General features: G+C 44.5%; 21 protein-coding genes and 1 pseudogene. 11 read left to right on the top strand and 11 right to left on the bottom strand.

Annotated features, from left to right (window positions below; genetic code table 11):
* The first annotated feature begins 79 nt into the window (after window positions 1-79).
* The gene (locus tag QT998_RS26405; RefSeq protein ID WP_333087168.1) at window positions 80-376 is read left to right on the top strand and encodes a PIN domain-containing protein; all 297 of its coding nucleotides are present in this window, start codon (window positions 80-82) and stop codon (window positions 374-376) included.
* 208 nt (window positions 377-584) lie between these two features.
* Here QT998_RS26405 and QT998_RS26400 read toward each other — a convergent pair whose 3' ends face one another.
* Window positions 585-1,259 (bottom strand): HEAT repeat domain-containing protein, encoded by a 675-nt coding sequence (locus QT998_RS26400; protein WP_194008661.1) that lies wholly within the window; start codon window positions 1,257-1,259, stop codon window positions 585-587.
* Between the two features lie 366 nt (window positions 1,260-1,625).
* On the opposite strand from QT998_RS26400, the gene QT998_RS26395 reads away from it, so the two are divergent.
* Window positions 1,626-4,085 (top strand): CBS domain-containing protein, encoded by a 2,460-nt coding sequence (locus tag QT998_RS26395; protein ID WP_333118716.1) that lies wholly within the window; start codon window positions 1,626-1,628, stop codon window positions 4,083-4,085.
* A gap of 265 nt (window positions 4,086-4,350) precedes the next feature.
* On the opposite strand, the gene QT998_RS26390 is transcribed toward QT998_RS26395, so the two are convergent.
* The 3 genes from QT998_RS26390 to QT998_RS26380 form a co-directional block, all read right to left on the bottom strand.
* Window positions 4,351-6,729, bottom strand: a complete 2,379-nt coding sequence (locus tag QT998_RS26390) for a GumC family protein (RefSeq protein ID WP_333087165.1) — start codon at window positions 6,727-6,729, stop codon at window positions 4,351-4,353.
* Window positions 6,730-7,943: 1,214 nt separating this feature from the next.
* Window positions 7,944-9,371, bottom strand: a complete 1,428-nt coding sequence (locus QT998_RS26385) for an MFS transporter (RefSeq protein WP_333118718.1) — start codon at window positions 9,369-9,371, stop codon at window positions 7,944-7,946.
* A 614-nt stretch (window positions 9,372-9,985) separates the two neighbouring features.
* Entirely contained in the window at window positions 9,986-10,663 is a 678-nt protein-coding gene (locus QT998_RS26380) for an ATP-dependent Zn protease (RefSeq protein ID WP_333087163.1), read from the bottom strand.
* A 310-nt stretch (window positions 10,664-10,973) separates the two neighbouring features.
* Between QT998_RS26380 and rseP the strand changes: the two genes are divergently transcribed.
* The 4 genes from rseP to rpsN all read left to right on the top strand — a co-directional run bounded on the left by rseP (window position 10,974) and on the right by rpsN (window position 14,171).
* Window positions 10,974-12,074, top strand: coding sequence for an RIP metalloprotease RseP (rseP, locus tag QT998_RS26375; RefSeq protein ID WP_333087162.1), 1,101 nt, complete (start codon window positions 10,974-10,976; stop codon window positions 12,072-12,074).
* 105 nt (window positions 12,075-12,179) lie between these two features.
* Window positions 12,180-12,917, top strand: coding sequence for a Uma2 family endonuclease (locus QT998_RS26370; RefSeq protein WP_333118721.1), 738 nt, complete (start codon window positions 12,180-12,182; stop codon window positions 12,915-12,917).
* A 160-nt stretch (window positions 12,918-13,077) separates the two neighbouring features.
* Window positions 13,078-13,722: an endonuclease III gene (gene nth, locus QT998_RS26365; protein WP_333118723.1), complete on the top strand. Its 645-nt coding sequence runs from the start codon at window positions 13,078-13,080 to the stop codon at window positions 13,720-13,722.
* Window positions 13,723-13,868: 146 nt separating this feature from the next.
* Window positions 13,869-14,171 (top strand): 30S ribosomal protein S14, encoded by a 303-nt coding sequence (gene rpsN / locus QT998_RS26360; protein ID WP_333087158.1) that lies wholly within the window; start codon window positions 13,869-13,871, stop codon window positions 14,169-14,171.
* A gap of 139 nt (window positions 14,172-14,310) precedes the next feature.
* Here rpsN and QT998_RS26355 read toward each other — a convergent pair whose 3' ends face one another.
* Window positions 14,311-14,469 (bottom strand): hypothetical protein, encoded by a 159-nt coding sequence (locus QT998_RS26355; protein ID WP_333118724.1) that lies wholly within the window; start codon window positions 14,467-14,469, stop codon window positions 14,311-14,313.
* Complete coding sequence (locus tag QT998_RS26350; RefSeq protein ID WP_194008669.1) at window positions 14,454-14,783, bottom strand: hypothetical protein; 330 nt, start codon at window positions 14,781-14,783, stop codon at window positions 14,454-14,456. The genes QT998_RS26355 and QT998_RS26350 overlap by 16 nt, the downstream gene beginning before the upstream one ends.
* A gap of 46 nt (window positions 14,784-14,829) precedes the next feature.
* Here QT998_RS26350 and aat point away from each other — a divergent pair, with 46 nt between their 5' ends.
* The 3 genes from aat (at window position 14,830) to leuS (ending at window position 19,104) form a co-directional block, all read left to right on the top strand.
* Window positions 14,830-15,426, top strand: coding sequence for a leucyl/phenylalanyl-tRNA--protein transferase (gene aat, locus QT998_RS26345; protein ID WP_442921509.1), 597 nt, complete (start codon window positions 14,830-14,832; stop codon window positions 15,424-15,426).
* A gap of 99 nt (window positions 15,427-15,525) precedes the next feature.
* Complete coding sequence (locus QT998_RS26340; RefSeq protein WP_333087157.1) at window positions 15,526-16,185, top strand: Uma2 family endonuclease; 660 nt, start codon at window positions 15,526-15,528, stop codon at window positions 16,183-16,185.
* Between the two features lie 363 nt (window positions 16,186-16,548).
* Complete coding sequence (gene leuS, locus QT998_RS26335; protein WP_333118726.1) at window positions 16,549-19,104, top strand: leucine--tRNA ligase; 2,556 nt, start codon at window positions 16,549-16,551, stop codon at window positions 19,102-19,104.
* An 84-nt stretch (window positions 19,105-19,188) separates the two neighbouring features.
* On the opposite strand, the pseudogene QT998_RS26330 reads toward leuS, so the two are convergent.
* Window positions 19,189-19,995: pseudogene (locus tag QT998_RS26330) on the bottom strand (helix-turn-helix domain-containing protein).
* A 282-nt stretch (window positions 19,996-20,277) separates the two neighbouring features.
* On the opposite strand from QT998_RS26330, the gene QT998_RS26325 reads away from it, so the two are divergent.
* Window positions 20,278-21,171: a DNA-methyltransferase gene (locus QT998_RS26325; RefSeq protein WP_333218196.1), complete on the top strand. Its 894-nt coding sequence runs from the start codon at window positions 20,278-20,280 to the stop codon at window positions 21,169-21,171.
* Between the two features lie 100 nt (window positions 21,172-21,271).
* Here QT998_RS26325 and QT998_RS26320 read toward each other — a convergent pair whose 3' ends face one another.
* Complete coding sequence (locus tag QT998_RS26320) at window positions 21,272-22,123, bottom strand: SAM hydrolase/SAM-dependent halogenase family protein (RefSeq protein WP_333118730.1); 852 nt, start codon at window positions 22,121-22,123, stop codon at window positions 21,272-21,274.
* Window positions 22,124-22,141: 18 nt separating this feature from the next.
* Between QT998_RS26320 and QT998_RS26315 the strand changes: the two genes are divergently transcribed.
* The gene (locus QT998_RS26315) at window positions 22,142-22,990 is read left to right on the top strand and encodes a DUF3598 family protein (RefSeq protein WP_333118732.1); all 849 of its coding nucleotides are present in this window, start codon (window positions 22,142-22,144) and stop codon (window positions 22,988-22,990) included.
* A gap of 125 nt (window positions 22,991-23,115) precedes the next feature.
* Here QT998_RS26315 and QT998_RS26310 read toward each other — a convergent pair whose 3' ends face one another.
* From QT998_RS26310 to QT998_RS26300, 3 genes are all read right to left on the bottom strand, one after another.
* Window positions 23,116-23,793, bottom strand: a complete 678-nt coding sequence (locus tag QT998_RS26310) for a GIY-YIG nuclease family protein (protein WP_333087150.1) — start codon at window positions 23,791-23,793, stop codon at window positions 23,116-23,118.
* A 162-nt stretch (window positions 23,794-23,955) separates the two neighbouring features.
* On the bottom strand, window positions 23,956-24,819 hold the full coding sequence (locus QT998_RS26305; RefSeq protein ID WP_333087148.1) for an aldo/keto reductase: 864 nt from the start codon (window positions 24,817-24,819) through the stop codon (window positions 23,956-23,958).
* A gap of 246 nt (window positions 24,820-25,065) precedes the next feature.
* Window positions 25,066-25,860, bottom strand: a complete 795-nt coding sequence (locus tag QT998_RS26300) for an ABC transporter permease (protein ID WP_442921510.1) — start codon at window positions 25,858-25,860, stop codon at window positions 25,066-25,068.
* Window positions 25,861-26,082: the final 222 nt, after the last annotated feature.

Below are 26,082 nucleotides of genomic sequence, written 5' to 3'. Positions count from 1 at the left end.
GTTATTAAATGGGATCGAAAAATCAAAAATAAAGGCAATGCTATTTTATCCGGTTTAGCTGCGTAGCAGCTTATCTCTGATGAAAGTTTTATTTGATACCAATGTTTTACTGGATGCAATGCTGGCCCGCGAACCTTTTGTAGCGGATGCTGCTTTTTTACTGAATGCAGTTGAATCGGGGCGAATTGAAGGGTTTATGTCGGCGACAACGGTTACGGATGTGCATTATTTGGTGGGACGACAAACCAAGAGTTCTGAAGCTGCGATAGCTGCTGTAACTCGACTGTTGGCATTAATGGAAATTTGTGCGGTGGATCGAGAGATTCTGGAGCAAGCGATCGGGCTGGGATTGCCTGATTTTGAAGATGCGGTGTAGATAGCGTGTGCGATCGAGTTAGAGTTAGAGGCGATCGTTACTCGGGATGTGAATGGATTCGCAGGGTCGTCGATTTCCGTTTTGTCGCCTCAAGAACTGAGAAATCGGTTTGACCTAGCAGAGGGCTGAATAAATTAGGCGATCGGTGTTTCATCGCCGCCTTAAAAGCGCCCAAATGAAACACTTACAACAAAAGTATCGGTATCTGTTATCCTTCTGCTTTCGACAAACGATCGAGAGAAATTGTTGCCGCTTGAGATACTTGAGAATTGCTGTCTTTTTCTAAGTATTTCAAAGCAGAGACACTTTTAACACTGGGCAAATTCCCCAAAGCTTCAGCCAGCCTCTGCCGGATCAGCCAATCTTCCGATTGAGTAAAATCGAGGATGCGATCGATCGCGCCAATGTCCTTAATTTCCCCCAAAGCCGAAATCGCCGCCTGCTGAATCACTACTTGCTCGCATTCGAGAGCTTTCAGCAGCACGTCGCGAGCTCGGGGATCTTTGAGATTTCCCAGAGAAACAGCAGCACTAAAGCGCACCAGCCATTCAGTATCTTCATAAAAAGCGCGCACCAAAGCCTCAAAAGCTCGGATATCTTCCAGATAGCCCAAAGCACCCGCAGCATCAGCCCGAATGCCGTAATCAGGTTCAGTTTCTAGTAATTTGACTAGAATGGGATAGCACTCAGGAGTCGGTTTGACTCCGAGAGCAAACACAGCCATCGATCGCACTTGCAAACTTCGATCGTTCAACACCTTTTTAATCAAAGGTACAGCCTCTGCTGCAGGGACGTTCCGCAAGTTAGCCAAAGCTACCATGCGATCGGCAGAATTTTCGCTTTCTAACTTGGCTGCAATTTGCTCTAAGCTTAAAGTTGTCATTATCGGTAAATCTTGTAGTAAAACTTTACATTCTGGTTATTTTGATTATAAGTGAGTCTCCGGTTAAAAGCAGGCAGTAAAAACCGCCCCCATTTGAAATTGTAAACCGATCGCACTATCGATCGAAAACTCGGATTAATGGAAATAATCAATTAGAAAGTCTATTATTAAAATCCCAAGCACAGGCTAGGTGTTTCTGGTGTTTCTGGTGTTTCTGTCATTCCCTAACGCTTTGCGGATATTTATACCAGTTTCCCCCAAAATGCAACTCGGTAGCCTGCGCTCCAAACCCTTATACAATCAATCATTTCCCATCCACAATCGAAAATGGTATTAGCCGCCCTCTGACAACCTGCCCCATCAATTATGTCCTTTTACCACCCACCCTTTTACTCCTCAGCATTAGAACAGGCGATCGACCGCTACCCGCTAACCGCCGTACCAGATACTTCCTTAGCAGCGGCGATCGCCCTGATGAGTCAGTTGGAAAATAGTTGTCCCCTAACCAAAACACCTTTACCCTCAGAACCGGGGGCGATGACCGAAGTCTCCCCGCCGGAACAGGTGCGGGCCTGCTGCGTGCTCGTGGTGCAAGACCAGCAGACTATTACCACAGACAACTTATCCAACAACCCCAGCCGCGGGCTGTTACTGGGGATATTAACTCCCGCCGACTTAGTGAGGCCCATCGCTTCTGGCAAAATAGACACTCAGAAAAAAGGAGCCTCGCAGAAAATACCAATTTCCGACATCATGTCTCCGGTGTCGGTTGTCCTCACAGCATCCGAGGATCAAGACGTGTTCGGCGCTTTATCCTTATTTCGCCAGCACAAAATTCGCTATTTGCCGATCGTCAATCAATTTCGCCACTTGGTAGGAGTGCTCACTAGGGAAAGAATTCGCCAAGTATTGCAGCCTTCAAACATTCTGAAATTGCGGCGGGTAGCAGAATTGATGACTACGCCAATTACAGCGCCCCACACCGCGTCGCTGCTGAGCATAGCCGAACTGATGTCAGAGCATCAAGTCAGTTGTGTAGTCATTACAAAAAACAAAGAATTGACAATGGAGAAACCCAAAGATGACTATACCTCCATTTTTCACTATTCCTTTCAGCAACCTCTGGGAATTATTACCGAATACGACATCGTGCAGGCACTGTTTCTCGAAGTAAATTTCGAGCAAACCCTAGCTCAAGAAGTCATGAGAACTCCCCTGCAATTTCTGCAACCTTCCGATTCCCTGTGGACGGCGCACAAACAAATGCAGCAGCAACAAGTGCAGCGGTTGGTGGTGTGCGGAGGGCGCGGAGAACTATTGGGAATTATTACCCAAACTAACTTGCTCCGAGTCCTCGATCCGACAGAAATGTACCGAGTTGTCAAACAGTTGCAGCAGTCGGTTTATCAACTGCAAGCAGAAAAATTGGAACTGCTGCAAAGCCGCAATGCCAAATTGGAACAGCAGGTGCGCGAACGGACTGCCAAACTCCACGAACAGGTGCAGCGCGATCGGCTGCTAACTCAAATTTCCTTGCGGATTCACCAATCCTTAAACCTCGAAGAAATTCTTAACGCCAGCGTCGATGAAGTCCGGCAAGTTCTGCACGCCGACAGAGTAGCCATAGTGCGTTTGGAGTCGAAGGATTTGGGCATTGTCGTGGCAGAATCCGTTGCCTCCAAGTGGTCTTCGATCTTGGGAGAAATCATGCCAGATACAATGTGGCATGAATCTGCATTCGCGATCGAACAGGAAATATACGCCGTCCCCGACATCGAGCAAGCTAATTTGAATGCCGAAACATCTGCACGCTTACAGCAAGCGCAAATCAAAGCTTATTTGATTGTACCAATTTTGCAAGACAGCAATTTGTGGGGCGTGATGTGCGTCCATCAGTGTTCTAAATCGCGGCAGTGGCAACCTTCGGAAGTGGATTTGCTGCTGCAACTGGCAACTCAAATTGCGATCGCCATTCAGCAAGCCCAACTCTACCAGCAAGTACAAAATCTCAACACCGACCTCGAACGCCAAGTCCAAGAACGCACCGCCCAATTGCAGCAAAAAGTGCAGGAGCTCCAGCATTTAAACGTTCTCAAAGATGAATTTCTCAGCACAGTTTCTCACGAACTACGCACGCCTTTAGCTAATATGAAAATGGCTATTCATATGCTGAAAGTTTCTCCCACACCAGACCGACGGCAGATTTATTTAGAAATTTTAGAAACCGAATGTACTAGAGAAACCGATTTGATTAATGCTTTGCTCGATTTGCAGCGCCTCGAAGCAGCAGCTTGCCCGATCGATCTCGAACCAGTAAACTTAGAAGTCTGGCTACCTGCGATTATCGAGCCATTTTACACCCGCACCCAGAACCGCCACCAGCATTTGCGATTTGAGTGCGATTCTCACCTCCCCACCATCAGTTCCAACCGCGCTAGTTTGGGACGAATTTTAGCAGAAATCCTCAACAATGCCTGCAAATATACCGCCAATGACGGCGAAATCTCTCTCAGAGTTGAGTGCAAAAATGGATACTGGGAAGAGGTCGGAAGCGGAAAAAATTCTATCCCAGCAACTGATTTGAGTTCCTTCATCCAATTTAAACTCAGCAATCAATCGTCCATTTCTATACAAGAACTGCCCCGAATTTTTGATAAATTTTATCGAGTTCCCAACGCTGACCCCTGGAAACAAGGAGGTACAGGCTTGGGTTTAGCTTTGGTGCAAAAACTGGTCGAACAGTTGCAGGGCAAAATTGACGTAGAAAGCAGCAATGGCTGGACTAATTTTACCGTAACATTTCCTATTGACCCCGATGAAAATTAGTCCGCCACCAGTCGATTTAAGCTTTGAGATTTACTCCACAAATTAATCTGGAAAATTTAACCAGAGTCTGAAAATCTGTAAACGTTCACTTTTTCGGAGTTTAGTCCTCATATCATGTCCGGTAGATTAATAACAAAAACGGTTGGTTCGTAGTGCGGACTAATGTGATATCGGTCAATCGACCGGAGATGATATCATCAATTTCAAGACTAAACTCCAAACACTCAAACAAATCTGATGATTGTCGTCCTTTTCCGAGATGATATCACTCTTTTTTCGGAGCTAGTTTGCGGATGCCAGACTCTACTGGTATAAAATTTAAATATTCATTTTTATCTTCCAGAGCTAATGATTTAGATGCTTGATACTTCTTACCTTTGGTGGGATTATTGGAAACTGTACCCAAGCAGGGTATGCCAAAATTTTCTAATTGACTGAAAACTTTTTTGACTACAGAAAACTTGGTCTTGCGAAGTGCTACAACCATTAGCATTCCATCTGTGCGCGCCGCTAAATAATTCGCATCTTTACTGTCAACCAGCGGTGGCGTATCGTAGATAACTAAGTCAAATGTTGCGTGAAGTTCATCCATTAAATACTGCATCCCCGATGAAGCAAGCCGTCTAGCAACACCAGGAATAGGAAGACCTGCAGTTAATACAAAAAGATTATCTTCTAGATGCGATCGCTGGATAATTTCATTTGGTTGGTTTTTACTGTCGTCGAGCAAGTTGCTCAATCCCTTTAGATTAGGCAGTTCCAAGAGGAAGTGCAAGCTGGGCGAATGCAAATCGGCATCTACTAACAGCACTCGCTGGCCCGCCAGCGCTGCAACGTGAGCTAAGTTTAAAGCAACGGTAGATTTGCCTTCACCAACTGTAGCCGAACCAACTGCCAAAGATCCAATAGTTCGATTTGAAGAAAGAAAGCGAATATTAGTATAAAGAGAGTCAAAAGCTTCTATAAATTCCGAAGCAACTTTTTTATCCCCCTCTTTCTTTTCAAGATAAGTATAGGAATTAGCAATAGAAGGCGGAAATTTTTTAGCATTTTTATCCCGAGGAACCACTCCCAATAAAGGCGCATCAAACGCATCTTTAACATCATCAGCAGAGTAGAAAATATTGCGGAACTTTTCAATCAGGATAGCCACGGCCACACCCAACACTAGCCCCCCAATAATTGCCATAAAAAATTTGTTGGCATTTTTCGAGGGTACGGGAATATATTTGCCAGTCTTAGGATCTTGCGGTATCCGGGGTTCAGAAATGACTTCCCAAGGTACTTGGCTTTGAGCTGCTTGGACGCGCAGAGTTTCTCGCTGAGTTAAAAGTTGATCGCGGGTGCGCGCTGCTATGTCTAATTGCTGTTGCAGTTCGTTGTAGCGACGAGCTATACTGGGAAATTCTCTTGCTTGTCGGCTTAAATCATTTTTTGTTTGGGTGATCGCCTGACTGCGAGCTTCTAAAACTTGAACTTGGTTAGCAGTATCAACCAATTGTTTGATCAAGCCTATGCGAATCGAATTTTGAAAATTCTGAACTTTAGCATTGGCTTCAGGGCCTACTAAATTTTGCCCCAAAATTCGCTCAGTTTGCTGGTTGAGTAAAGCTACTAAATTTGCCCGCTTGCGCTCTAAAGCTTCCACTATCGGGTTAGCAGATTTAAAACGAGCTGTTTCTACAGCAATCTGACCTTCTACTTCCTTAACCTTGGTCAGCAACTCTTTATATTGAGGTTCTTCGCTTAAAGCTGAAGCGGCAATAGCTTCATTTGGTGTAAAATCTAATTGCTTTTGCAAGTTAGCGTACAGCGTTTTCTGTTCCTGCAGCAGCCTTTGAGTTTCTAACTCTAAAGTTTCTACGGTGCGAACTTGCTCGATCAATTGCGCGCCTTGTTCTTTAGGATCTGTAATTTTTTGCTGCTGCTGTATCACCTGTAAATCCGACTTCAGGTCATTTACGCGCTTGCTAAGTCCCGGAAGCTGGTTTTCAATAAAATTAACACCTTCACCAATGCGACTCTTGCGTTCGTCAAGGCTGTACTTTAAATATTTCTTTTTAACTTGTTGTAAAACAAACTTAATTAATTCAGGTTCCTGGCCCAGGAAACGAACTTCCAAAATTTTAGTTTGCGTCAGCTCATTCTCTCCGACGCGCAAAACAACTAATCCTTTTTTCAGAAGTTCCTCGGTCATTTTTGGATCTTTTTTTTGGACTTGTTTCACAATAGCCGATAGCATCTGAGGACTCTGGAGAATTTGCAGTTGAGTTGCGTAGTCCAAACTAAAAAAATCTCGACTGGGCACTCCGCCACCCTCGCTGCGATTGGCTAGAGCAGCGGGGTCAGCAATTCTTGCCTCCGTTGTCACGGGTTCCACAAGCAGACTAAAATCGCCTTGATATGTTTTCTTGCTTTGCTTGATTTGAAAATAAATTCCACCGCCTGCTAGAGAGACAATCCCAAGGATGACTAGGGCTTTGCGCCCGAGAGTCCTAAACAACGGGTTGAGATTCAATCCTTTTTGAGGCTGCGCGCCTAACTCTTCTCCCTCGTCAACGGAAAATTGCTGCACCTGTCTGCTCTGGTTGCTAATGGGTACGAGATGAGCGTCCTGTTCTTTTTCCATGTTGACCTCTTTCATATTTTTTTGGTAAAATCAGCTTTGTTGTGCGACCCTTCTGGTTGATACTTTCACCATTGACTTCAGGATATCACAGGAGATTATTGGTTGGTCGGTTCTAGTTCCTGCTAATAATTCTCACTACTTTCACATCATATACAAAAATAACTAAATTCCTATGTTTTGCCTGCTGCAAAAGTTTTTTTACTAATTGCTTGAGAGTTGTATCCGACTGTATTGTTGTCTGCTGTGTTGTGCTTATCTTCTGGGTTTCTGGGCGGCTGTACCCACTTTTTAGGATGTCGCTGAGATCGCCTCTAGCGCGATAACTTTACCAAAATTTTACAATTTGCCCTCACACCTCAGCAGCCGATCGCGCTGCTATTGCCTTCTCCTGTATTTTGCCACTTTTCTGTCAGGCATCAACTGTAGCACCTGTTAAATTAGACGCTAATTGACCGACTAAAAAATTGGCTATTTTGCAGATAGATATAATTAGCAGCCTTCAGCAGATTTTTGGAACTGTAACTAATCGAATCAATTTCCGAAAAAAATCTGTCTTTTATTTTAATAATAAACTTTTTGACGAGCTGGATGACTGCTTAAATCGCTCGACTTATTTGTCGGCATAATTATATCACATACTACTCTCAATAGTGCCGTACATACATAAAAATTAATAACTGGCAAGTTCAAAGTCGATCGACATCTCGAAAAGCTCAAACTTGTGGGTGTTTGTATCGGGGCAAAGCGCGATCGAGAATGTGATGTTTTTGCTTGGAAAAATTAGGTTATAGGGCAATACCGTTTACTTAAGTCGGCTCTCCTGATTTTGTGGTGATAAACAAACCGCATATCCTTACTCGCCCGGGCATCACAGAATCGCGAACAGTTGTGCTTGATACCATATACACCATAAACCCAGGAGAGCCCTTAAGTCAACGTAGGGTGCGTCGCCCTGAACAACTCTCGCCCTGGAGCGCCAGATTAAACGAGCGACGCACCCTACAACTTATAACTGCTTCCCAGGCTCTGCGAAAAGAACCCATATTTAGAGTATCTGCCTCGGCACACGATTAGGGAGGCAGAGCCTGGTAACGAGTAGAAAACTCCAATTAGTCAGAGCAAAGAAAGAGTTCGCAATTGATGGGAAGATTGCTATAGATATCGCCCAGATTAGCTGTTGGTAGTTGTTACTTTTTGAGTTTACTCATTGCACTTAGCTGAATCTGTGCTTAGCGATCCTGTACTTTTTTTTCTCTAAGCTGCAACAAAATTGCTGCATGAACTTCGCGGGTAATCGGATAAAAATATGTGAGAATCATGCCGCAAATTAAAGCAATTGTGGGCAGGGGACCGATCGCAACTCGAATCGCAAACAGCGCAGAATCCGGCTGTATGGGAGGGGCTTGTCCCTGAACTGTGGCCAGAAATCCAGCTTGTTCTAATGCTTGTCCTACAAACCACAAGCCCAATGCCAAACCAATTTTTTGCAGCAACACCATAAACGAATAGAACACGCCTTCACGTCTTTCTCCTGTTTGGAGTTCGTCGAGTTCAATCACATCCGGTATCATCGACCAAGGTATGAGATAAGCAGTGGAAACTCCAACCCCGGCCATCACTGCTAACAAATACATCTGGACTACTTGTCCCGGTTGCAGGAAAAACAGTCCGGCTTGTGCGATAATCCACAAACTCATGCCCATAAAATAAACAGCTTTTTTGCCGTATCGCTCGCTGACTTTACTCCAAACAAATAACATGGCGAGTGCGGTGCCTTGAACGGCGATCGCAGTTTGGGTAAAAGTTGCAGCCGGCAGTTTCATCCAGTTGATGACAAAATAGGGCAAAATAGAAGCAGTTAATTGCACGCCCAGCCAAGAACAGAGATAAATTCCAATTACGTATAAAAAAGGACGATTGTTAAATGCAATCCGCAACTGTTCTTTCAGCGGCAAGGAAGTTGAACTGTCCTCTACTGGATGTTCTTGCAATTGAGATAAAACGTGTTTTCGAGTTCCCAAAAAGCACCAGTACAAAGGCAACACTGAAATCACTGCACAAAGTGCGCCTAATACTAAGTATTTTTGGATGTCATCTTTAACTATTGCAAAGATAATTTGCGCTATAATTAGTGACAAAATGCTGCCGCCGATGGAGAAAGAAAACCGAAAACTGTTAAGGCTAGTGCGTTCGTTGTAGTCTTGGGTTAATTCTGGAGTGAGGGCGGTGTAAGGCAGGTTAACGGCGGTGTAGGCGGTGTTAAATAAAATGCCGATCGCCACATAGTACCAAAACAGTATCGTAGGATCTTTGCTGGGAACAATCCACTGCAAAAAGAAGAAGATGCCGAAAGGAATTGCGCCGTAAACTATCCAAGGATAGCGGCGGCCCCAGCGATGAGATGTGCGATCGCTCAAAACCCCCACAATCGGGTCATTTATGGCATCCCAAACCTTGCCGATTAACAAAATATTGCTAGCAGTACCCGCAGCCAAACCTGCTACGTTAGTAAAGAAAAACAGCAGGAAAAATACCAGAACATTCGCCGTAATTGCGGGCCCTAGGTCGCCGGCACCGTATGCTAATTTTGTTGAGAAACTGAGTTTTTTTGTTTCAGGGTTGTTGGCTGCTGCTTCAGGCGGGGAAGTGTTGCTCATAAACTTTTGTTTCGGGATTTTTGGGCAGTCGCAGTCTTTGCAGTAGGAGTATAACTCACGCTATGCCGCAATACTAAGTTTTTTTGGGCGATCGGGATGATTCTGAATAATGCGTAATTGGTAGTTGATCGACAAATGCTTCCCAAGTATAATCGCTGATTCGTCAATATCTTTTGCATCGAGCAAGTAAAGCATTTTTGCTATGTTGCAAATAGCGTTTATTTGTATTGGCGATGTTGTGCCCAGTTCGCTGACACCCACACCGCACTATTGGAGGCAGATGCCGGAACGGAACAGCTACAGCATTTTTTGTGATTTTTTGTTCGCTGTTTGCCGTTTTGTTGCGAAATGTTTTGGTTTTTACATGAGTTGTTAATCCGATAATATGTATGCTCTTACTACCACATTGGGGTAACATACTCCCTTGATAATGGAACCGCGAAGACGCACAGAACGCGAATAGAAGAGGAAAGAGAAGAGTCAGAAGATCGAGGGGATGGCAAACTCGGATGTGGTATTAAATCCTCAACCCGGTTTGTAGGCTGAATCAGAGTTTTAGCGATCGACCTACAAAAAAACTGGGTTCGGTCAGGCAAGGGGGCGCAATTTTTGTGCTACAAATTTTGTTGAATCGTGTCGCAACATTCAGCAACTGTTGCTTTTTTTTCCATTGTTTTAACTAGGGCTTCGTAAGCAGATTTATGGTTTTCGAGTAGGTTTTTTGCTCGCAGGGAAGCTAAGTTTTGTTTGAGTTGAATTTCGGAATTGGGACGGCGCAGTTGTGTGAGGATGGCGCGGATTTTTGTGCGGTCTTCTACGCCGCCTTGTGCGCTGCCATAAACTATTTTTTCGGCTACTATTCCGGCCATCCACACTGTACAATATTGGTCTAAAATTTGGGATGAAAGAGTGCCGCTTTGGAGTTGAGATGCTAGTTGTTCGTCTTCAAATCGGACTCCGCCTTGGGCTGTTTGACCTTGTTTGAATGCTTCAAGAGCGCTGAGGGCGTAGCTGCTTACGGGAATTCCTAACAGGTGGGCGACTAGGAAGTGCCCGGCTTCGTGGTGGAGGATGCGATCGCGCTTTTGTTTGGAACTTCCCCCAAGCAAATCTACTAAAATTGTACCGCCTTGACCTTGCCACTGGAAAGTGTCGAGGGTGGCTAGCCCTAATAGGCAAAAAGTGGCGATCGCAGGTACGGCTTCTGGCAAGTTGAATAAAGGGCCCAATATTATGGAAACGGTGATGGCGAAGATCGAAATAGCGATAATATTCAAAGAAGTGTCTTTCATAATTGGGAATTGGTAATGGGGAATTGGTAATGGGTAATTTGTAATAGGAAATTGGCCAAACAGGGCATCGGCCAAACAGGGCATCGGCCAAACAGGGCATCGGCCAAACAGGGCATCGGTTGAATTATTTTTTTTCCTTCTTTCTTCAGAAAGGCGAAAAGTTACATCAGCCCGATCGCTTACCGGCCGGGACTTCCGAAAAAAACATACCATCTTCTAGTTTGACTGAAAATTGCCGATCGTCCGCCACCTCTATTAAAAAGATATTAAAATAAATCAAAGTAAAGTAAAAGTGTTAGTGGAATCCTTCATGTCAGTTTTGGCAGCGATCGCAGTTTTAGGTATCTTGATTGTCGTTCACGAACTCGGCCACTTCTTGGCGGCGAGACTTCAACACATTCACGTCAACCGCTTCTCTATCGGTTTCGGCCCCATCCTCTGGAAGTACCAAGGCCCGGAAACTGAATACGCCCTCCGCGCCTTTCCCCTGGGAGGTTTTGTCGGTTTCCCGGATGACGATCCAGAAAGCAATATCCCCCCCAATGACCCGAATTTGCTGCGAAATCGCCCCGTACTCGATCGGGCGATCGTGATTAGCGCCGGGGTGATTGCCAACTTGATTTTTGCTTACTTCCTGCTGGTGGTGCAATTGACCACTGTCGGCGCAGCATCCATGAACTACCTACCGGGAGTTAAAGTCCCGGAAGTCGCAGCAGAAGTAAGTTCGGCCGCCTTCCAAGCGGGAATTCGATCGGGCGACATTGTTCTGTCCGTTGACGGCAAGGAATTGGGCGCTTCCCGCGAAGCAATCAAATCTCTAGTCTCAGCAATCCAAGATCATCCCAACCAACCCCTAGCGTTAGAAATTCAGCGTGCAGAACAAAAATTTCTGGTGACAGTCACTCCCGAAAAGTCCCCCGACGGTAAAGGCCGCATTGGCGTACAGCTAACTTCTAACGGAACTGTGGTGCGGGATCGGGCGGGAATTTTAGATGCCTTTAGCATGGCGGCTACTGAATTTGAGCGGATTGTAGTGCTGACTGTGGAAGGTTTTGGGCAGTTAGTTACCAATTTCGGTCAAACCGCAAAACAGTTGTCCGGGCCCGTGGCAATTGTGGCGGCCGGTGCAGGGATTGCGCGATCGGATGCAGCGAATTTGTTTCAGTTTGCCGTGTTAATTAGCATCAATTTGGCTGTGATTAATATCTTGCCTTTACCTGCTTTGGATGGCGGTCAGCTAGCTTTTTTGTTAATAGAAGGACTGCGGGGCAAGCCTTTGCCAAACCGCATTCAGGAAAATGTGATGCAGACTGGTTTGATGCTGTTGCTAGGTTTGGGAATTTTCTTGATTGTTCGCGATACTGCTAATTTGGCAGGCATCGATTTGATGCGAAATCTTCGACAGCAGTAGTCATTGGTCGTCAGTCATCAATCATTAGTCAGCAGTCATTAGTCATTACAACGCTGATGACTGTTGAATAATATAAAATAACCAGTAAATTAGGGGAAAACAGCAATGATTAAACAACTGCAATCTCCCGAAAAATCTCAGATTATCTACCCAGATGATAACGGCGAACCAAGGTCTGACAATACCGAACAGTTTAGATTAATCGTGTGGATTAAAGAAAATTTAGAACTGTTATTTGCGAGCGTGGTTGATGTTTTTGTAGCGGGAAACTTACTGTGGTATCCAGTAGAAGGAAATAACAAAATTTCTCAAGCGCCAGATGTGATGGTAGCCTTCGGAAGACCGAAAGGTTATCGAGGCTCCTACCAGCAGTGGAACGAAGATCACATTGTGCCGCAAGTCGCCTTTGAAATTTGGTCGCCGGGAAATCGCCTGAGTCCGATGCTGCAAAAATTGAGATTTTATGAACAATACGGCGTAGAAGAATATTATTTGTACGATCCAGCAAATCTGGATTTAACTATATGGGAGCGTCGAGAGGAACGATTAGAACCAATCGAAGAAGTGAACGGCTGGGTAAGTCCCAGAATGGGAGTGCGGTTTCAGCTATCAGAAACTGAACTACAAATATTCAGGCCTGATGGCACACCGTTTGTGAGTTTTGTGGAACTCGCTCAACTTCGAGAGCAAGCAGAATCAAGGGCCGAACAAGAACGGCAAAGGGCCGAACAAGAACGGCAAAGGGCCGAACAGGCAGAAACTATGCTGGAACAAGAACGATCGCGCTCGCAAGCTTTAGAAGCGAGACTCCGAGACATGGGAATCGACCTCAATCAGTTGTAAATGACTAATATTAACTTCGATCGATTAACCGCAATCAGTAAGATTTGTAGTTCGTCCTAGTGTCCGCACTACAAACCGTTTTTGATATGAATAACAAATAACAACTAACAAACAACAACTAACGAATAACGAATAACAACTAACAAATAACAAATAACAAATGACTAAAAAGTTAAGTTTAAAACAACGATCGCTCGAAATTTTGATTCGCCTCAAACGCCTGTATCCAGAAGCTCCTTGCACTCTCAACTACGAAACTCCGGTGCAGTTGTTGGTGGCGACGATTCTCTCGGCTCAGTGTACGGATGAGCGAGTAAACCTGGTAACGCCCGCCTTGTTTGAGCGTTTCCCCGATGCGGAGGCTTTGGGAAATGCTGATTTAGATGAATTGGAGCGTCTGGTGCGATCGACTGGTTTTTACCGAAATAAGTCTAAAAATATTAAAGCTGCTTGTTGGGCGATCGTCAACAAATTCAACAATCAAGTACCGCAGCAAATGGAACTGCTGCTAGAATTGCCCGGAGTTGCCCGCAAAACAGCTAATGTCGTTCTCGCTCACGCTTTTGGTATTCATATGGGCGTGACAGTAGACACCCACGTCAAGCGTTTGAGTCAACGATTGGGATTGACGGAACATACCGATCCAATTCGGATCGAGCGGGATTTGATGTTATTGTTGCCGCAGCCGGATTGGGAAAATTGGTCGATTCGGTTAGTTTATCACGGTCGGGCGGTTTGTAATGCAAGAAAGCCGATTTGCAATATTTGCGAACTTGCAGATGTGTGCCCTTCTGCTAATAGTTAGATGTTGCACTATTTTCAGGAACAAGTAAGATGCCTGTGGTTAAAAATATTGTCAACAAAAAAAGTAATTTAAATAAAAGCGATCCGAAATGACCAAAATATAGTAAAATAGTTGATCGTGATTTATCTAAGGATATAAACTGAGTTATGGCTAAAAAGAGCATGATCGAGCGCGAAAGAAAGCGCCAAGCACTCGTAGACAAGTACGCTGACAAGCGCGCTGACCTGAAAGACCAGTTCGACCAAGCTGCGAATCAGATGGACAAAATGGCGATTCACCGGGAACTTCAACAGCTACCCCGCAGCAGTTCGCGGACTCGCTTGCGGAACCGTTGCTGGGCAACAGGACGGCCCAGAGGTTACTATCGCGACTTCGGACTGTCTCGCAACGTGATGCGAGAAATGGCTCACGAAGGTCTTTTGCCCGGTGTTGTGAAGTCTAGCTGGTAGCAGAAAGAAGGAAGTTCGGCAACGGATTTCGTATTTCGTAACGGATTTAATGGATAGAAGAAAGAAGGGTTTAGTTATCGTCGCGAGAGAGGGAAGAAATAAGAAGGAATGAAGAAAAACTTATGAATAATCGGCAAGATTATATTTTAGGGTTAATTTTTGTTTCAGACTTTCTTCCTTCTTCCTTCTTCCTTCTTCCTTGTTCCTTCTTCCTTTTTCCTTCTTCTTTCTGACTGACATCCGTTACATCCGTTACAAAATCCGTTGCCGAACCTTCTTCCTTCACTGGCCACAGCATTTATCGATGCCGAGACTTTCGAGTAACAAGTCGCTGACGGCATTGGCGATCGCAAATTCGCCGTAAAAGCTTTTAGAAAAATCATAGGCCTGCATTTCGGTGACGATCGCAATTACGAGGCTGCCCACGTCGTTTTCGCCTTCCATACGCTGGCGGACATAGATTTGGGCAGCTCTTTTAGCTATTTGCTGGTTGGCAGCTTCTGGGATAAACTCGGAGTCTAGCCATGCGAGCAGCGTTTGTTGGAGCCATTGACCTTCTTGCTCGGGGTTTTGGGCGGGCGGTAAGGTAATAGGTTCGATGGTTTCAGACATAATTATTCCTAATTGCTAATGTTGACTTTGAAAAGTTAGCGGACAAATGACAACTGATAAATATATGCAATATGATATACCGTCAATTATACAGGGATACGCGCAAGGCTACTTCTTGATGGCAAATGACGGCGAGGAGAGTTTGGGGTGGTATTCGAGCCGTCAGCGGGCGCTGATACCGCTAGATGAAAGATTTACCTATCCGCGATCGCTGAGCCGCGCTATAAATCAAAATCGGTTTTCAGTGGCTGTAAATCGCGATTTTGGGGCGGTGGTTGAGGGTTGTGCCGATCGCGAAACTACCTGGATTTCTAAGGAACTCAAGCAGATTTACTGGGGTTTGTATGAAGCCGGTTGGGCTTACAGCTTCGAGACTTGGTGCGGCGACGAATTGGCGGGTGGTATTCTGGGATTGTCGATCGGCGGTGCGTTTATTGGGGAATCGATGTTTTACCGAATTTCCGAGGGTTCTAAGGTGGCGATGGTAAAGTTGGTGGAGAGATTGCGCGATCGATCTTATCTACTTTTTGACGCTCAAATGAACAATCCCCACTTGGAAAGATTCGGCGCTTATACTGTTAAGGAAAAACTGTACAACACTCTTTTGCAAGCAGCTTTAAAACGCCGCTGCTCGCTATTGTAAATATTCTCCTTTGGCAAATAGCACTGCGGCATTCTAACCCGATATACCTACTTTGAAAAATAGTATAATCAAGCATATATACTTCTCGGAGACACCACAATGCAAGTCACAACCGAAGAAATCATTTATCCATCCAGCGACGGTCAACCAATGGCAGAAAGTACAATTCAATATAAATTAATTGTCACCATCAAAGAAGGTTGCGAGTCGCTGTTTCAAGACGATCCCAACGTGTTTGTAGCAGCCGATTTACTCTGGTATCCGGTTGAGAGAAGAAATGACATTTCTCAAGCACCAGATACAATGGTAATATTTGGTAGACCAAAGGGCGATCGCCGTTCCTACCTACAATTTGGCGAAGATAATATCCCTCCCCAAGTCGTCTTTGAGATTCGCTCCCACAACGACAGCAATACAAAAATGCACAAAAAACTTTCATTTTACAATCGCTATGGAGTTGAGGAATATTACCTTTACGACCCCGAAATCAATGAGTTGGAAGGTTGGCAAAGAATTGAAGGAAGCTTAGAACCAATTGAACCGATGGAAGGATGGATAAGTCCGAGACTGGGAGTGCGGTTTGAGTTGCCAGAATCAGGGTTAGAAATTTATAAACCTGATGGAGAAAAGTTTCTTTCCCCTTCCGAAATGAATGCAGAGCGACTACTAGAGCGAGAGCGTGCCGAAGAAGCCTCGCAGCGTGCCGAACGTTTAGCCACCAAACTGCGCGAATTGAACATCGACCCAGATAGCATCTAAGCCCAAACAATGAATAGAAACCCGGTTTTTCAAACAAATCGGGTTGCTGCGGATTACAGTTATTTATTCTTTTAGGACTTACCCATCAAGACCAAAGAAACCGGGTTTTTTGCGGTTTTGCTGACTGTAACAAAGTATTATCGTAAAAACCCGGTTTCTGACCGCCCGTGCGTAAGTCTTATTCTTTTAACGGCGAATCGGAAATTTGGTCGATCGCCCCCAGATCAAATTACATATACTACAATATATAATACAGAGATTGGAGCCAAAATGCTTGGAGCTCAAAAAAATCCTAATCGCAGCCCCTTGAATGTGCCAAAATATTCAAGCAAACATTACTAAATCCTACAGGGAGAAATTGTTGTGGAGTCCAGATACAATCCCCAATCCATAGAAGAAAAATGGCAGCAGATATGGGCTGAGCAAAACTTAGACCAAATGCCAGAAGATACCGAAAAGCCTAAATTTTATGCCTTATCCATGTTCCCCTACCCGTCGGGAAACCTGCACATGGGCCACGTCCGCAACTACACAATCATCGATGTAATTGCCAGACTCAAGCGAATGCAAGGCTATCGCGTACTCAATCCGATGGGATGGGACGCTTTTGGTTTGCCGGCAGAAAATGCAGCCATCGAACGCGGAATTCCCCCCGCAAAATGGACTTATGAAAATATTGCCCAAATGAAAGGCTTATTTCAGCGGCTGGGCATTTCCTTTGATTGGACAAAAGAAGTTACAACCTGTTCTCCCGATTATTATCGGTGGACTCAGTGGCTGTTCTTACAATTTTTAGAAGCAGGATTAGCTTATCAAAAAGAAGCAGCAGTTAATTGGGATCCCATCGACCAAACAGTCTTAGCCAACGAACAAGTAGACAACGAAGGTCGTTCTTGGCGTTCCGGCGCGAAAGTCGAGCGCAAATTATTGCGGCAGTGGTTCCTCAAAATTACCGATTACGCCGAACAGTTATTAAACGACTTAGACAAATTGCCAGATTGGCCCGAAAGAGTCAAATTAATGCAAGCCAACTGGATTGGTAAATCAGTCGGCGCTTACTTGGAATTTCCGATTGTGGGAATGGATGAAAAAATCGCCGTTTTCACCACTCGCCCCGATACAGTTTATGGCGTTAGTTACCTTGTTTTAGCGCCAGAACATCCGTTAACCGCGCGCGTGACCACCGAAGACCAAAAAGCTGCTGCAGACACCTTCATCAAAGAAGTTGCACTGCAAAGCGAGATCGATCGCACCGCCGAAGACAAACCAAAGCGCGGCATCCCCACAGGCGGCAAAGCAATCAACCCTTTCAGCGGCGAAGAAATCCCGATTTGGATTGCCGATTACGTACTGTACGAATACGGCACCGGCGCAGTGATGGGAGTACCAGCCCACGACACGCGAGATTTTAAATTTGCCACTGAATATCAACTGCCAATTAAAATAGTAATTGTGGATGATGATGAAACTCCGCTGAGCGAAGCTTACACCGAACCAGGAATTATGATTAATTCTGAAAGCTTCAACGGCATGGATTCAATTAAAGGTAAATCCGCAATTATTGAAGCTGCCGAAAGTTCTGGTTGTGGCAAAGCGCGAGTGCAATATCGCTTGAGAGATTGGCTAATTTCTCGACAGCGTTATTGGGGTGCTCCGATTCCAGTAATTCACTGTCCCAACTGCGGAACAGTCCCCGTCCCGCAATCGGATTTACCCGTATTGTTGCCGGAAAATGTAGAATTTACTGGCAAAGGTTCGCCCTTGGCAAAAATGGTAGAATGGGTAAACGTTGCGTGTCCGAGTTGCGGCACTCCAGCGCATCGGGAAACGGATACGATGGATACTTTTATGGATTCATCGTGGTATTTTTTGCGCTATCCCGATGCTCAAAATCAAGAGCAAGTCTTTGATTGTGCGAAGACGAATGATTGGATGCCAGTTGACCAATATGTCGGCGGTATCGAACACGCAATCCTGCATTTGCTGTATTCGCGGTTCTTTACGAAGGTTTTGCGCGATCGGGGTTTGATCGATTGCGACGAACCATTTAAACGCTTGTTAACTCAAGGCATGGTGCAAGCAAAAGCCTACAAAAATCCTGTGACTGGCAAATACGTTGCTGCGTCAGATGTAGACCCCGAAAATGCCAAAGATCCGCAAACTGGCGAAGCTTTAGAAGTCTTTTATGAGAAGATGTCAAAATCAAAATACAACGGCGTTGACCCCTTGGAAGTTATGGGGAAATACGGGGTAGATACGGCGCGAATGTTTATTTTATTCAAAGCGCCGCCAGAGAAGGATTTGGAGTGGGACGACGCAGATGTGGAAGGGCAATTCCGCTTTTTAAATCGCGTTTGGCGCTTGGTGACAGAGTTTGCTTCACTGCCCCCAGCCTCCCCTGCTCAAGAGGGAGAGAAAGATGTGTTGAGCAAAGCTGAGAAGGATTTGCGGCGGGCAATTCACACTGCAATTAAGGAAGTGAGCGAAGATTTGGAGGGCGATTATCAGTTCAATACTGCTGTTTCGGAAATGATGAAATTGAACAATGCGCTGGCTGATTATAAATGTAAAAATTCGCCTGTTTATGCAGAGGGAATTAATACTTTAATTTTGCTGTTAGCGCCTTTTTCGCCGCACATTGCTGATGAACTGTGGCATTTGATTGGTAACAGCGAATCGGTGCATACGCAAACTTGGCCGACTGTCGATCCATCTGCTTTAATTACCGATGAAATTACGCTAGTAATTCAAGTTATGGGGAAAACTCGCGGCACAATTCAAGTGCCTTCTGGTGCTGATAAAGCTGCTTTGGAAAATTACGCCCGCGAGTCGGAATTGGCGAAGCGTCACCTGGAAGGTAAGGAGATTAAAAAGGTGATTGTAGTTCCTGGAAAGTTGGTAAATTTCGTGGTAGCTTGATTGTAACTGCTGATAGGTGTCGTACACTTATAGGCTCTATACAAGCATAAGCTAATTCTCAAAATCAAAATTGTTGGCGGAGGGCTATTGTTGACTATCTGAGTAGACAAGTTGCCCCCGTCTAACTAACTTTAAGGGGATTTTAGGATTATTAAGTGCGTCATTTCTGACTCTCAACTTTTCTTCCCATTCTTGAAATTTAGGTTCTAGAAGTTCAGGTGTGAGTTTGTAAATTTGTTTGAGAGTTATCCCTTCATATAATCCAATATACCAAGCTCCAACTTTACGATATTTTTCAAGTATAATTTCATTCAAATGATGGTGAGTAGTGACCCCACCGCTTCTATTAAGAGCAATATTTATTGTTTTAAGTTCCTATTCTTTTCCTTCAGCATCAATAGCATCGTTTCCTTCACGTCCAGGCGATATCCGCAGCCCTAAAAGGATTAATAACTGTAAAGTCTTTCCCCCGTTATCTTGAAAAATATCCGCAATACCATATTCACTAGCCAGATTTTGCAATTCTTGGATGCTTTTCATAGCATTTTCTAGCCGTTTAGCATCTGAAATGCGTTCTGCATCCGTGGTAACAGCCTCTTCAACAGGCTCCACAACTGACGGAGAAACTGGTGCAGCTATTAGGGTGCCAATAATATCTGTACTCTCGCCGCTTTGGCTAAAACTGATTAAATAAGTAGCGGGTACATCGAGTGCTTCAGCGAGAGCGAAAATAACTTCAAAGGAGGGCGATCTTTCGCCGCGTTCCAATAAGCTGATATAGTCAGTAGTCTTGTCTATGAGTTCTGCTAGCTCCTCCTGTGTCATCCTTTTTTCTCTGCGTAACTGACTTACCTTTGCCGCAAATTGTTGTCTGGCTTCTTTGTAATTCATACCCCTCACAATTGGTAAAAACGAACTGAAAGTTCGCTTTTTGAATGGTACGAAGAATTTCTACACAAAACAACGCACTGAAAGTACGGATCCACTAAAACTGACAGTACGGATTCTAATATAATGAGAGCAGGCTGTGTCTGTTGTACCTTAAACTAATCTAAATTACACATGAGTAACATTTGGCCCGCCCCAGTTTATACCACGAAATACGGTCAATCTTATTTGGGAGATTCTCTTCATCTCCTGAATAGTCTTGCTAGCAATTCTGTAGATTTGGTGATGACATCCCCTCCTTTTGCATTGCAACGCAAAAAGAGTTATGGAAATGAAGATCAAGATTTATATGTTGATTGGCTGCTGAGCTTTGCTCCTGAAATTAAAAGAGTTCTCAAGGATACTGGAAGTTTTGTTATAGACCTTGGAGGTGCTTATCAAAAAGGAATACCTGTACGCTCGCTGTACAATTACCGCGTCCTGATTAGGTTATGTGACGAATATGAATTTAAACTTGCTCAAGAATTTTTCTGGTTTAATCCTTCCAAACTTCCATCTCCTATAGAGTGGGTGAATAAAAAGAAAATCCGGGCTAAAGATTCAGTGAATACTGTTTGGTGGCTTTCCAAAACTAATCAGCCTCAAGCGAATATTACTAAAGTCAAAGTAGAGTATTCTGAGAGAATGAAAAAACTTTTAAAAAATGCTGATGAATTTTACACCCCCAAAGAACGTCCTTCCGGTCACAATATTAGCGATCGATTTGCCAAAGATAACGGAGGTGCTATTCCATCTAATTTGCTAGAAATTTCTAATTCGGAAAGTAATTCTCAATACTTGCGTTGGTGCAAAGAGTTTAATGTTAAGGCGCATCCGGCACGTTTTCCCCAAAAATTACCGTCATTTTTTATAAATTTTCTTACTGAAGCGGGAGACTTGGTAGTAGATATTTTTTCGGGTTCTAATACTACGGGTTATGCAGCAGAACAATTATCAAGAAACTGGATAAGCTTTGAAAAAGAAAAACAATATGTTGCTGCATCAATATTTAGATTTTTGCCTCAAGAATCTTTTGGTGAAGCGGATACAATATACAACCAATTGTTAAATGAGGAAGCATCAGGAGTGATTTTACCTCAAAATAGGCTCCTTTTTGAAGTTAATAATTATTGTTGTTAATTTGGCTAAATAGTCAAATTCTTATTCAGATATAAAACAGTTTCTTGAAATCGCTTCTACACAAAAAAATTCCAGCAGACGCGGACTGCAAGAGATGATTTTAATTGTTGGTTTCAAAAAGCAATTGTACGATCGCCCTACAGTCTAATTCTAATACTGATTGAGCGCTGCCGCCGTTAACGGCAATCTCTAGCCAACCGTCAGAACCAGTTATGGCAATTAAATCCCCTGGCTTGCTGTCGCTGTAAGTTTTACCGCTGGGGATGCGAATTGGATCGCAAGTATTGCTAATTATCACTGACCAATTGTTAGATACAATGCAATTATTGGGGATATTAGTAATTAAATTGCCGAAGCGATCGACATATTGAACGCAACCTACCGCACCTGTGGCTGTAACGGCGCAATTTGGTATCTGTAGCTGTACTAAACTTGCAGGGTCGATCGCATCCCCCAACTCTTCCAGCGGCACCCCGTTCGCCAAATGAGCCCCCGCTGCTGCGAAAATATCGCGACCGTGAAACGTGCTGCTGGGTTCGGGTGTACGCCAGTATTGCGAATTCGTCAACTCCACAGCGGCGATCCTCTTCGTTGGCGCAGCCCCCGTAGGGGCGGGCTTCGCTAACGCGCTTTCCCGACTCAACACCCCGCTAAACAATCCGTTATCGGGCCCGACAAGAAAACAATTAGCACATTTAACCGCAACCCCCAGTCTCTTGCTTCCCACACCCGGATCGACTACAGCAATATGTACGGTTTCCGCTGGAAAATAAGCAAAAGCAGTCATCAAACAAAACCTCCCGGCTGCAATATTTTGAGAGGGTATTTGATGCGTAATGTCAATGACTTTGAGTTGCGGGTTAATTTGGGCGATCGTACCTTTCATCACTCCCACATAAACATCGCTCAATCCAAAATCCGTCAGTAGAGTTATAATTCTATTTTTAGACATATATCCAAAGGTAAGAATATGGTAGCGCAGTGGGAAAACTTTCTGCAAAACTTAGGAGAATGGCACGGTTCCTTCACCCAGTTATCAACGCGAGGAGAGGTACTTCAAGATACTCCCAGCATTATTTCTCTCGAAGGACTCAACGACAACAAAACAGTGCGGTTAAAACTGCGCCGCTTCTCGCCAAATTCTAGCCGTGTCGGCGAACCGGAAGTCAGCGAACTTGTTCGAGAATATCAAAGTTTGGGACGAGATATCCTGTTTTTTGAGAATGGAAATTTTTGTCAGGGTACTATTCAATTAGCGCCTTATTCTGAGTCTGGTGCAGAGTTTGGTTTTATCTACAATTATCGCAGGTTGCGCTTCGTTCAACTCTACAATATTGACGGCAATTTATCCAAACTTACCTTAATTCGCGAAAAGCAGCTCGATAAAAATATCCCCGAACGTCCGCCTTTAACTGTTGATGCTTTGCTGGGAGAATGGCAGGGCGAGGCCGTGACAATGTATCCAGATTATCGTCATCCTGATTCCTATTCTACCAATTTACAATTGGATTTGCAAAATGGCGATCGGCTCGTGCAGAAAATCACTTTTGGCAACAATGCTAATGTTATCAGTTCGAGCGGCAGCATTGACGGTTCTGCGATCAATTTTAACGAAGGTGCAACACCAGTGCAAGTTTTGCTGCTTCCCGATGGCGGTTCTTGCACTTGTCCGGTGAAAGTTGAATTCAGAAAACCTATATTTTTTGAGGCCGGTTGGTTGGTAGAACCTGACTTGCGATTTCGGATGATTCGCAGTTACAATGACAAAGGTGAATGGGTCAGTTTGACTTTAGTTACTGAACGCAAAGTTAGTCATTAGTCAGTAGTCATTAGTCATCAGTTAGTAGGGGCGGATTTAGCGCGTAATCCTCGCATCCGGTATGCAATCTCCGAACAAAACCCGCCCCGCTTTACGACAAACAAAAGTTGATATAGCAGCGAATGTTATTCGCCGGACTTTGTTTCCTGGGTTTGCGATTGAATCACCGCACTCCAATCATCATTGTTAACTGCAGCTTCCAGATGTTCGTGTCGTTCGCCGTCAATTTTGGCTGCTGTTTCTAACTCTTTGGTAAGAGTAGAATCTGCCATTGCTTTGCGTAATTTTAGCTTCTTTTCCTCATAAGCTGTTTGTTCCTCAGCAGACATAGCAGCGCGCGCTGCTTGACCTACCGTACTCGCCCACATTTCGCTCTCTGCGCCGTTTCCCGGCGGAATAGTGCCTAGTTCTGCGATCCAAGCATCCCGCAAACTTTCCATTTCTTCCCGTTTGGGGAATTTGAAAGTTTGGACGCGCACAAAAGCACAATTTTCTGCTCCGTTTTGCGCGATGTGACCGTTGATTGAAAGCAGGATATTTCGCGAATAACCGATATACTGAGTGTTGCGCGCACTGTCCGTGACAGCGTAAACTCCGGCGACTTTTGCGTTAGTTGCTAGGCTTCGCCAGGTATCGATCGACATTACTTGCGTGCCGTCATTTTCTACTTCAGAAACAGTGGCCGCTGCGCTGTGTTCTGAGTCGGAACTGTATAAAAAGTTGTGCAGTCCTTCATGGGCAACAGGTACGTTTTGATGTTCAATTGCTACGTCTCGATCGGCATTCACTTGATTAGATTCCATAAAACGCAATTCCTCAAAAAGTGGCAATTTTACTAATTAAATCTCTGGATTTATAAGCTGTTGCGACATTTAAATATAATTTAAAAAAAATCAACAAATATTCTGGGTGGGCTTTTAGCAGCGCCCCGAATATGCAATTTAAATGCCCAACAGCTTACTTATTTAACTTACTGCAATTTGTTGCAATTCTTCGTCAGTTAATTTAACTTCGATCGCCTTGACGGAGTCCTCAATGCTCGATAATTTTGTCGCAGCGGGAATCGGAACAACGCAGGGCGATTGTGCCATCAACCAAGCTAATACTATACAGTACACTGAAACATTTTTTTCGGCTGCTAAAGAGGCGATCGCGGGCATATCTTGCAAGCTGGTGACGCGGCGGCTTCCCCCCAAAGGACTCCAGGGGAAAAATGTCAAGTTTTCGGCTTCGCAATATTCCAGTACGCCATCAGATTCCGGCTGTCTGTGCCACGGATTGTACTGATTCTGTACCGAGACAATTTCTACTACATCCCGGGCGCGTTTGATCTGCTCTACAGAAAAATTGGAAACTCCGATAAATCGAATCATTCCTGCTTCTACTGCTTCCTTTGCAGGTGCTAGGGCTGCTTCGATTGTATAGGCTGGATCGGGCGAGTGATACTGCCAAAGGTCGATCGGGTGATTGCCGCCCAAAGCTTCAAAACTTTCGCGAATTGTCTTACGTAAATGGTGGGGATTCCCGTTGCGCGTCCAGGCACCTTGAGGCCTCATCAAGCCGCCTTTCGTGGCGACAGTAACCGCCCGAATATCTCCGGTGTACTCTTGCAAAGCTTTGGCAATCAGGTGCTCGTTGTGGTGTTTGTCGGATTGATCTTCGCAATAGGAATCAGCAGTGTCAATCAGGGTGACGCCCAAATCGAGGGCGCGGTGAATTACCGCAATTGCTTGCGATTCTGGCGGCCTGCCGCTTAACGACAACGGCATACCTCCCAGACCGATCGCACTGATGTTAAAATTACTGTTTCCCAGTTTTTTTCTTTTCATTCGTTTGCCCTCGTTTGCGTGGTTGATTGAGAGTTGAGATTTCAAGCATATTTTGAAATTTTACTGTTTTTTTTAGAATATAAGTAGATAGAGGTAAAAATATTTTCTCCGTCGGCTGTACTGTATTTAAACTGTATATGTTCGCTGTATATTTTAATTGGCTCTTTTCCCAGGTTGAATTTTCTCTCCCTCTCCACCTCAAACATAACAGAAAATTTATGGTCGCGCAGCAGCTTACCTATTTACCTAACTCGAAGCGCTAGTGTAAAAGCGGAGTGCAAATTGCCAGAAGTAGCGCGAAAACAATAACAGCCCGATCGCCAAAATTCCCGCCCCTGCGATCCAAACAATTTCACCTCTGCCCAGCATGGTTTCTGCCGGCACAGTCGTCAAGAAAGCAACCGGAACTATAAAAGTGAAGAAAAATCGATAAGCTGCGGGATAAGCTGCCATTGGAAATCTACCCGCTTCTAACAATCCTTTGAGCACGGAGGTAACGTTGTAAATTTTGACAAACCAAATGCTAGTTGCACCTAACATAAACCAGATACTGTAAAGACTAATAGCTCCGAACAACAGCGGTATTGCTGTTAAAAAATAGTTGCCGATTGCTACTTCCAATTTGTTAGTAGCATATAGCAATAATAGCGCGCCGAAGATTAAATCGGGAACTCCCCAAGGGGAGACTGTGTTTGCAGACAGCCAAAATTGCGAATTGATGGGTTTGAGGAGTACGAAATCGAGAGTACCTTGCTGCACTCGATCGACAATACGGTTGAGGTTAGGGGCGAGAAAGGTTGACGAAAACCCTTGCAAAACCGTAAAAATCCCGAGTACAACCAAAGCTTCTTCCCATGAATAGCCCGAAAAACTGTAGCCAGTACGGTAGAACAAAAACAGTCCGAACCAACTGCCAGCCAGGTTTCCGAGGCTGCTAAGGGCTGCCAGGACAAAGTTGATCCGGTATTCGAGCTCCGCTGCGATCGCCGCAGCCCAGAACAATTTCAGTACCTGCAAATATCGTCCCATGTTTGTCGCCATTTTTTGTCCTTCAAATACTTAAATTCTCTTCTATTGTAAAGCTGGTGTGAAGCCAACTTTTGCACGAGCTGCTTATTTGACCATAGCTTTAAGTTATTAATACAGTATACTTAAGTATTTTACAGAGCCGAATATTAAGTTAATTGGTAGTGCTAAATATGTAATGATAGAGGAGTAGAATGTAGTGCTGATGCTTTCCTATCATGCCAGCCAGCCCCATTT

This window comes from Microcoleus sp. S1D4 (assembly GCF_036700765.1).
GTDB lineage: Bacteria > Cyanobacteriota > Cyanobacteriia > Cyanobacteriales > Microcoleaceae > Microcoleus.
The sequence above is the reverse complement of the archived record's forward strand: the minus strand, read 5'-3'. Positions and strand labels throughout refer to the sequence as shown.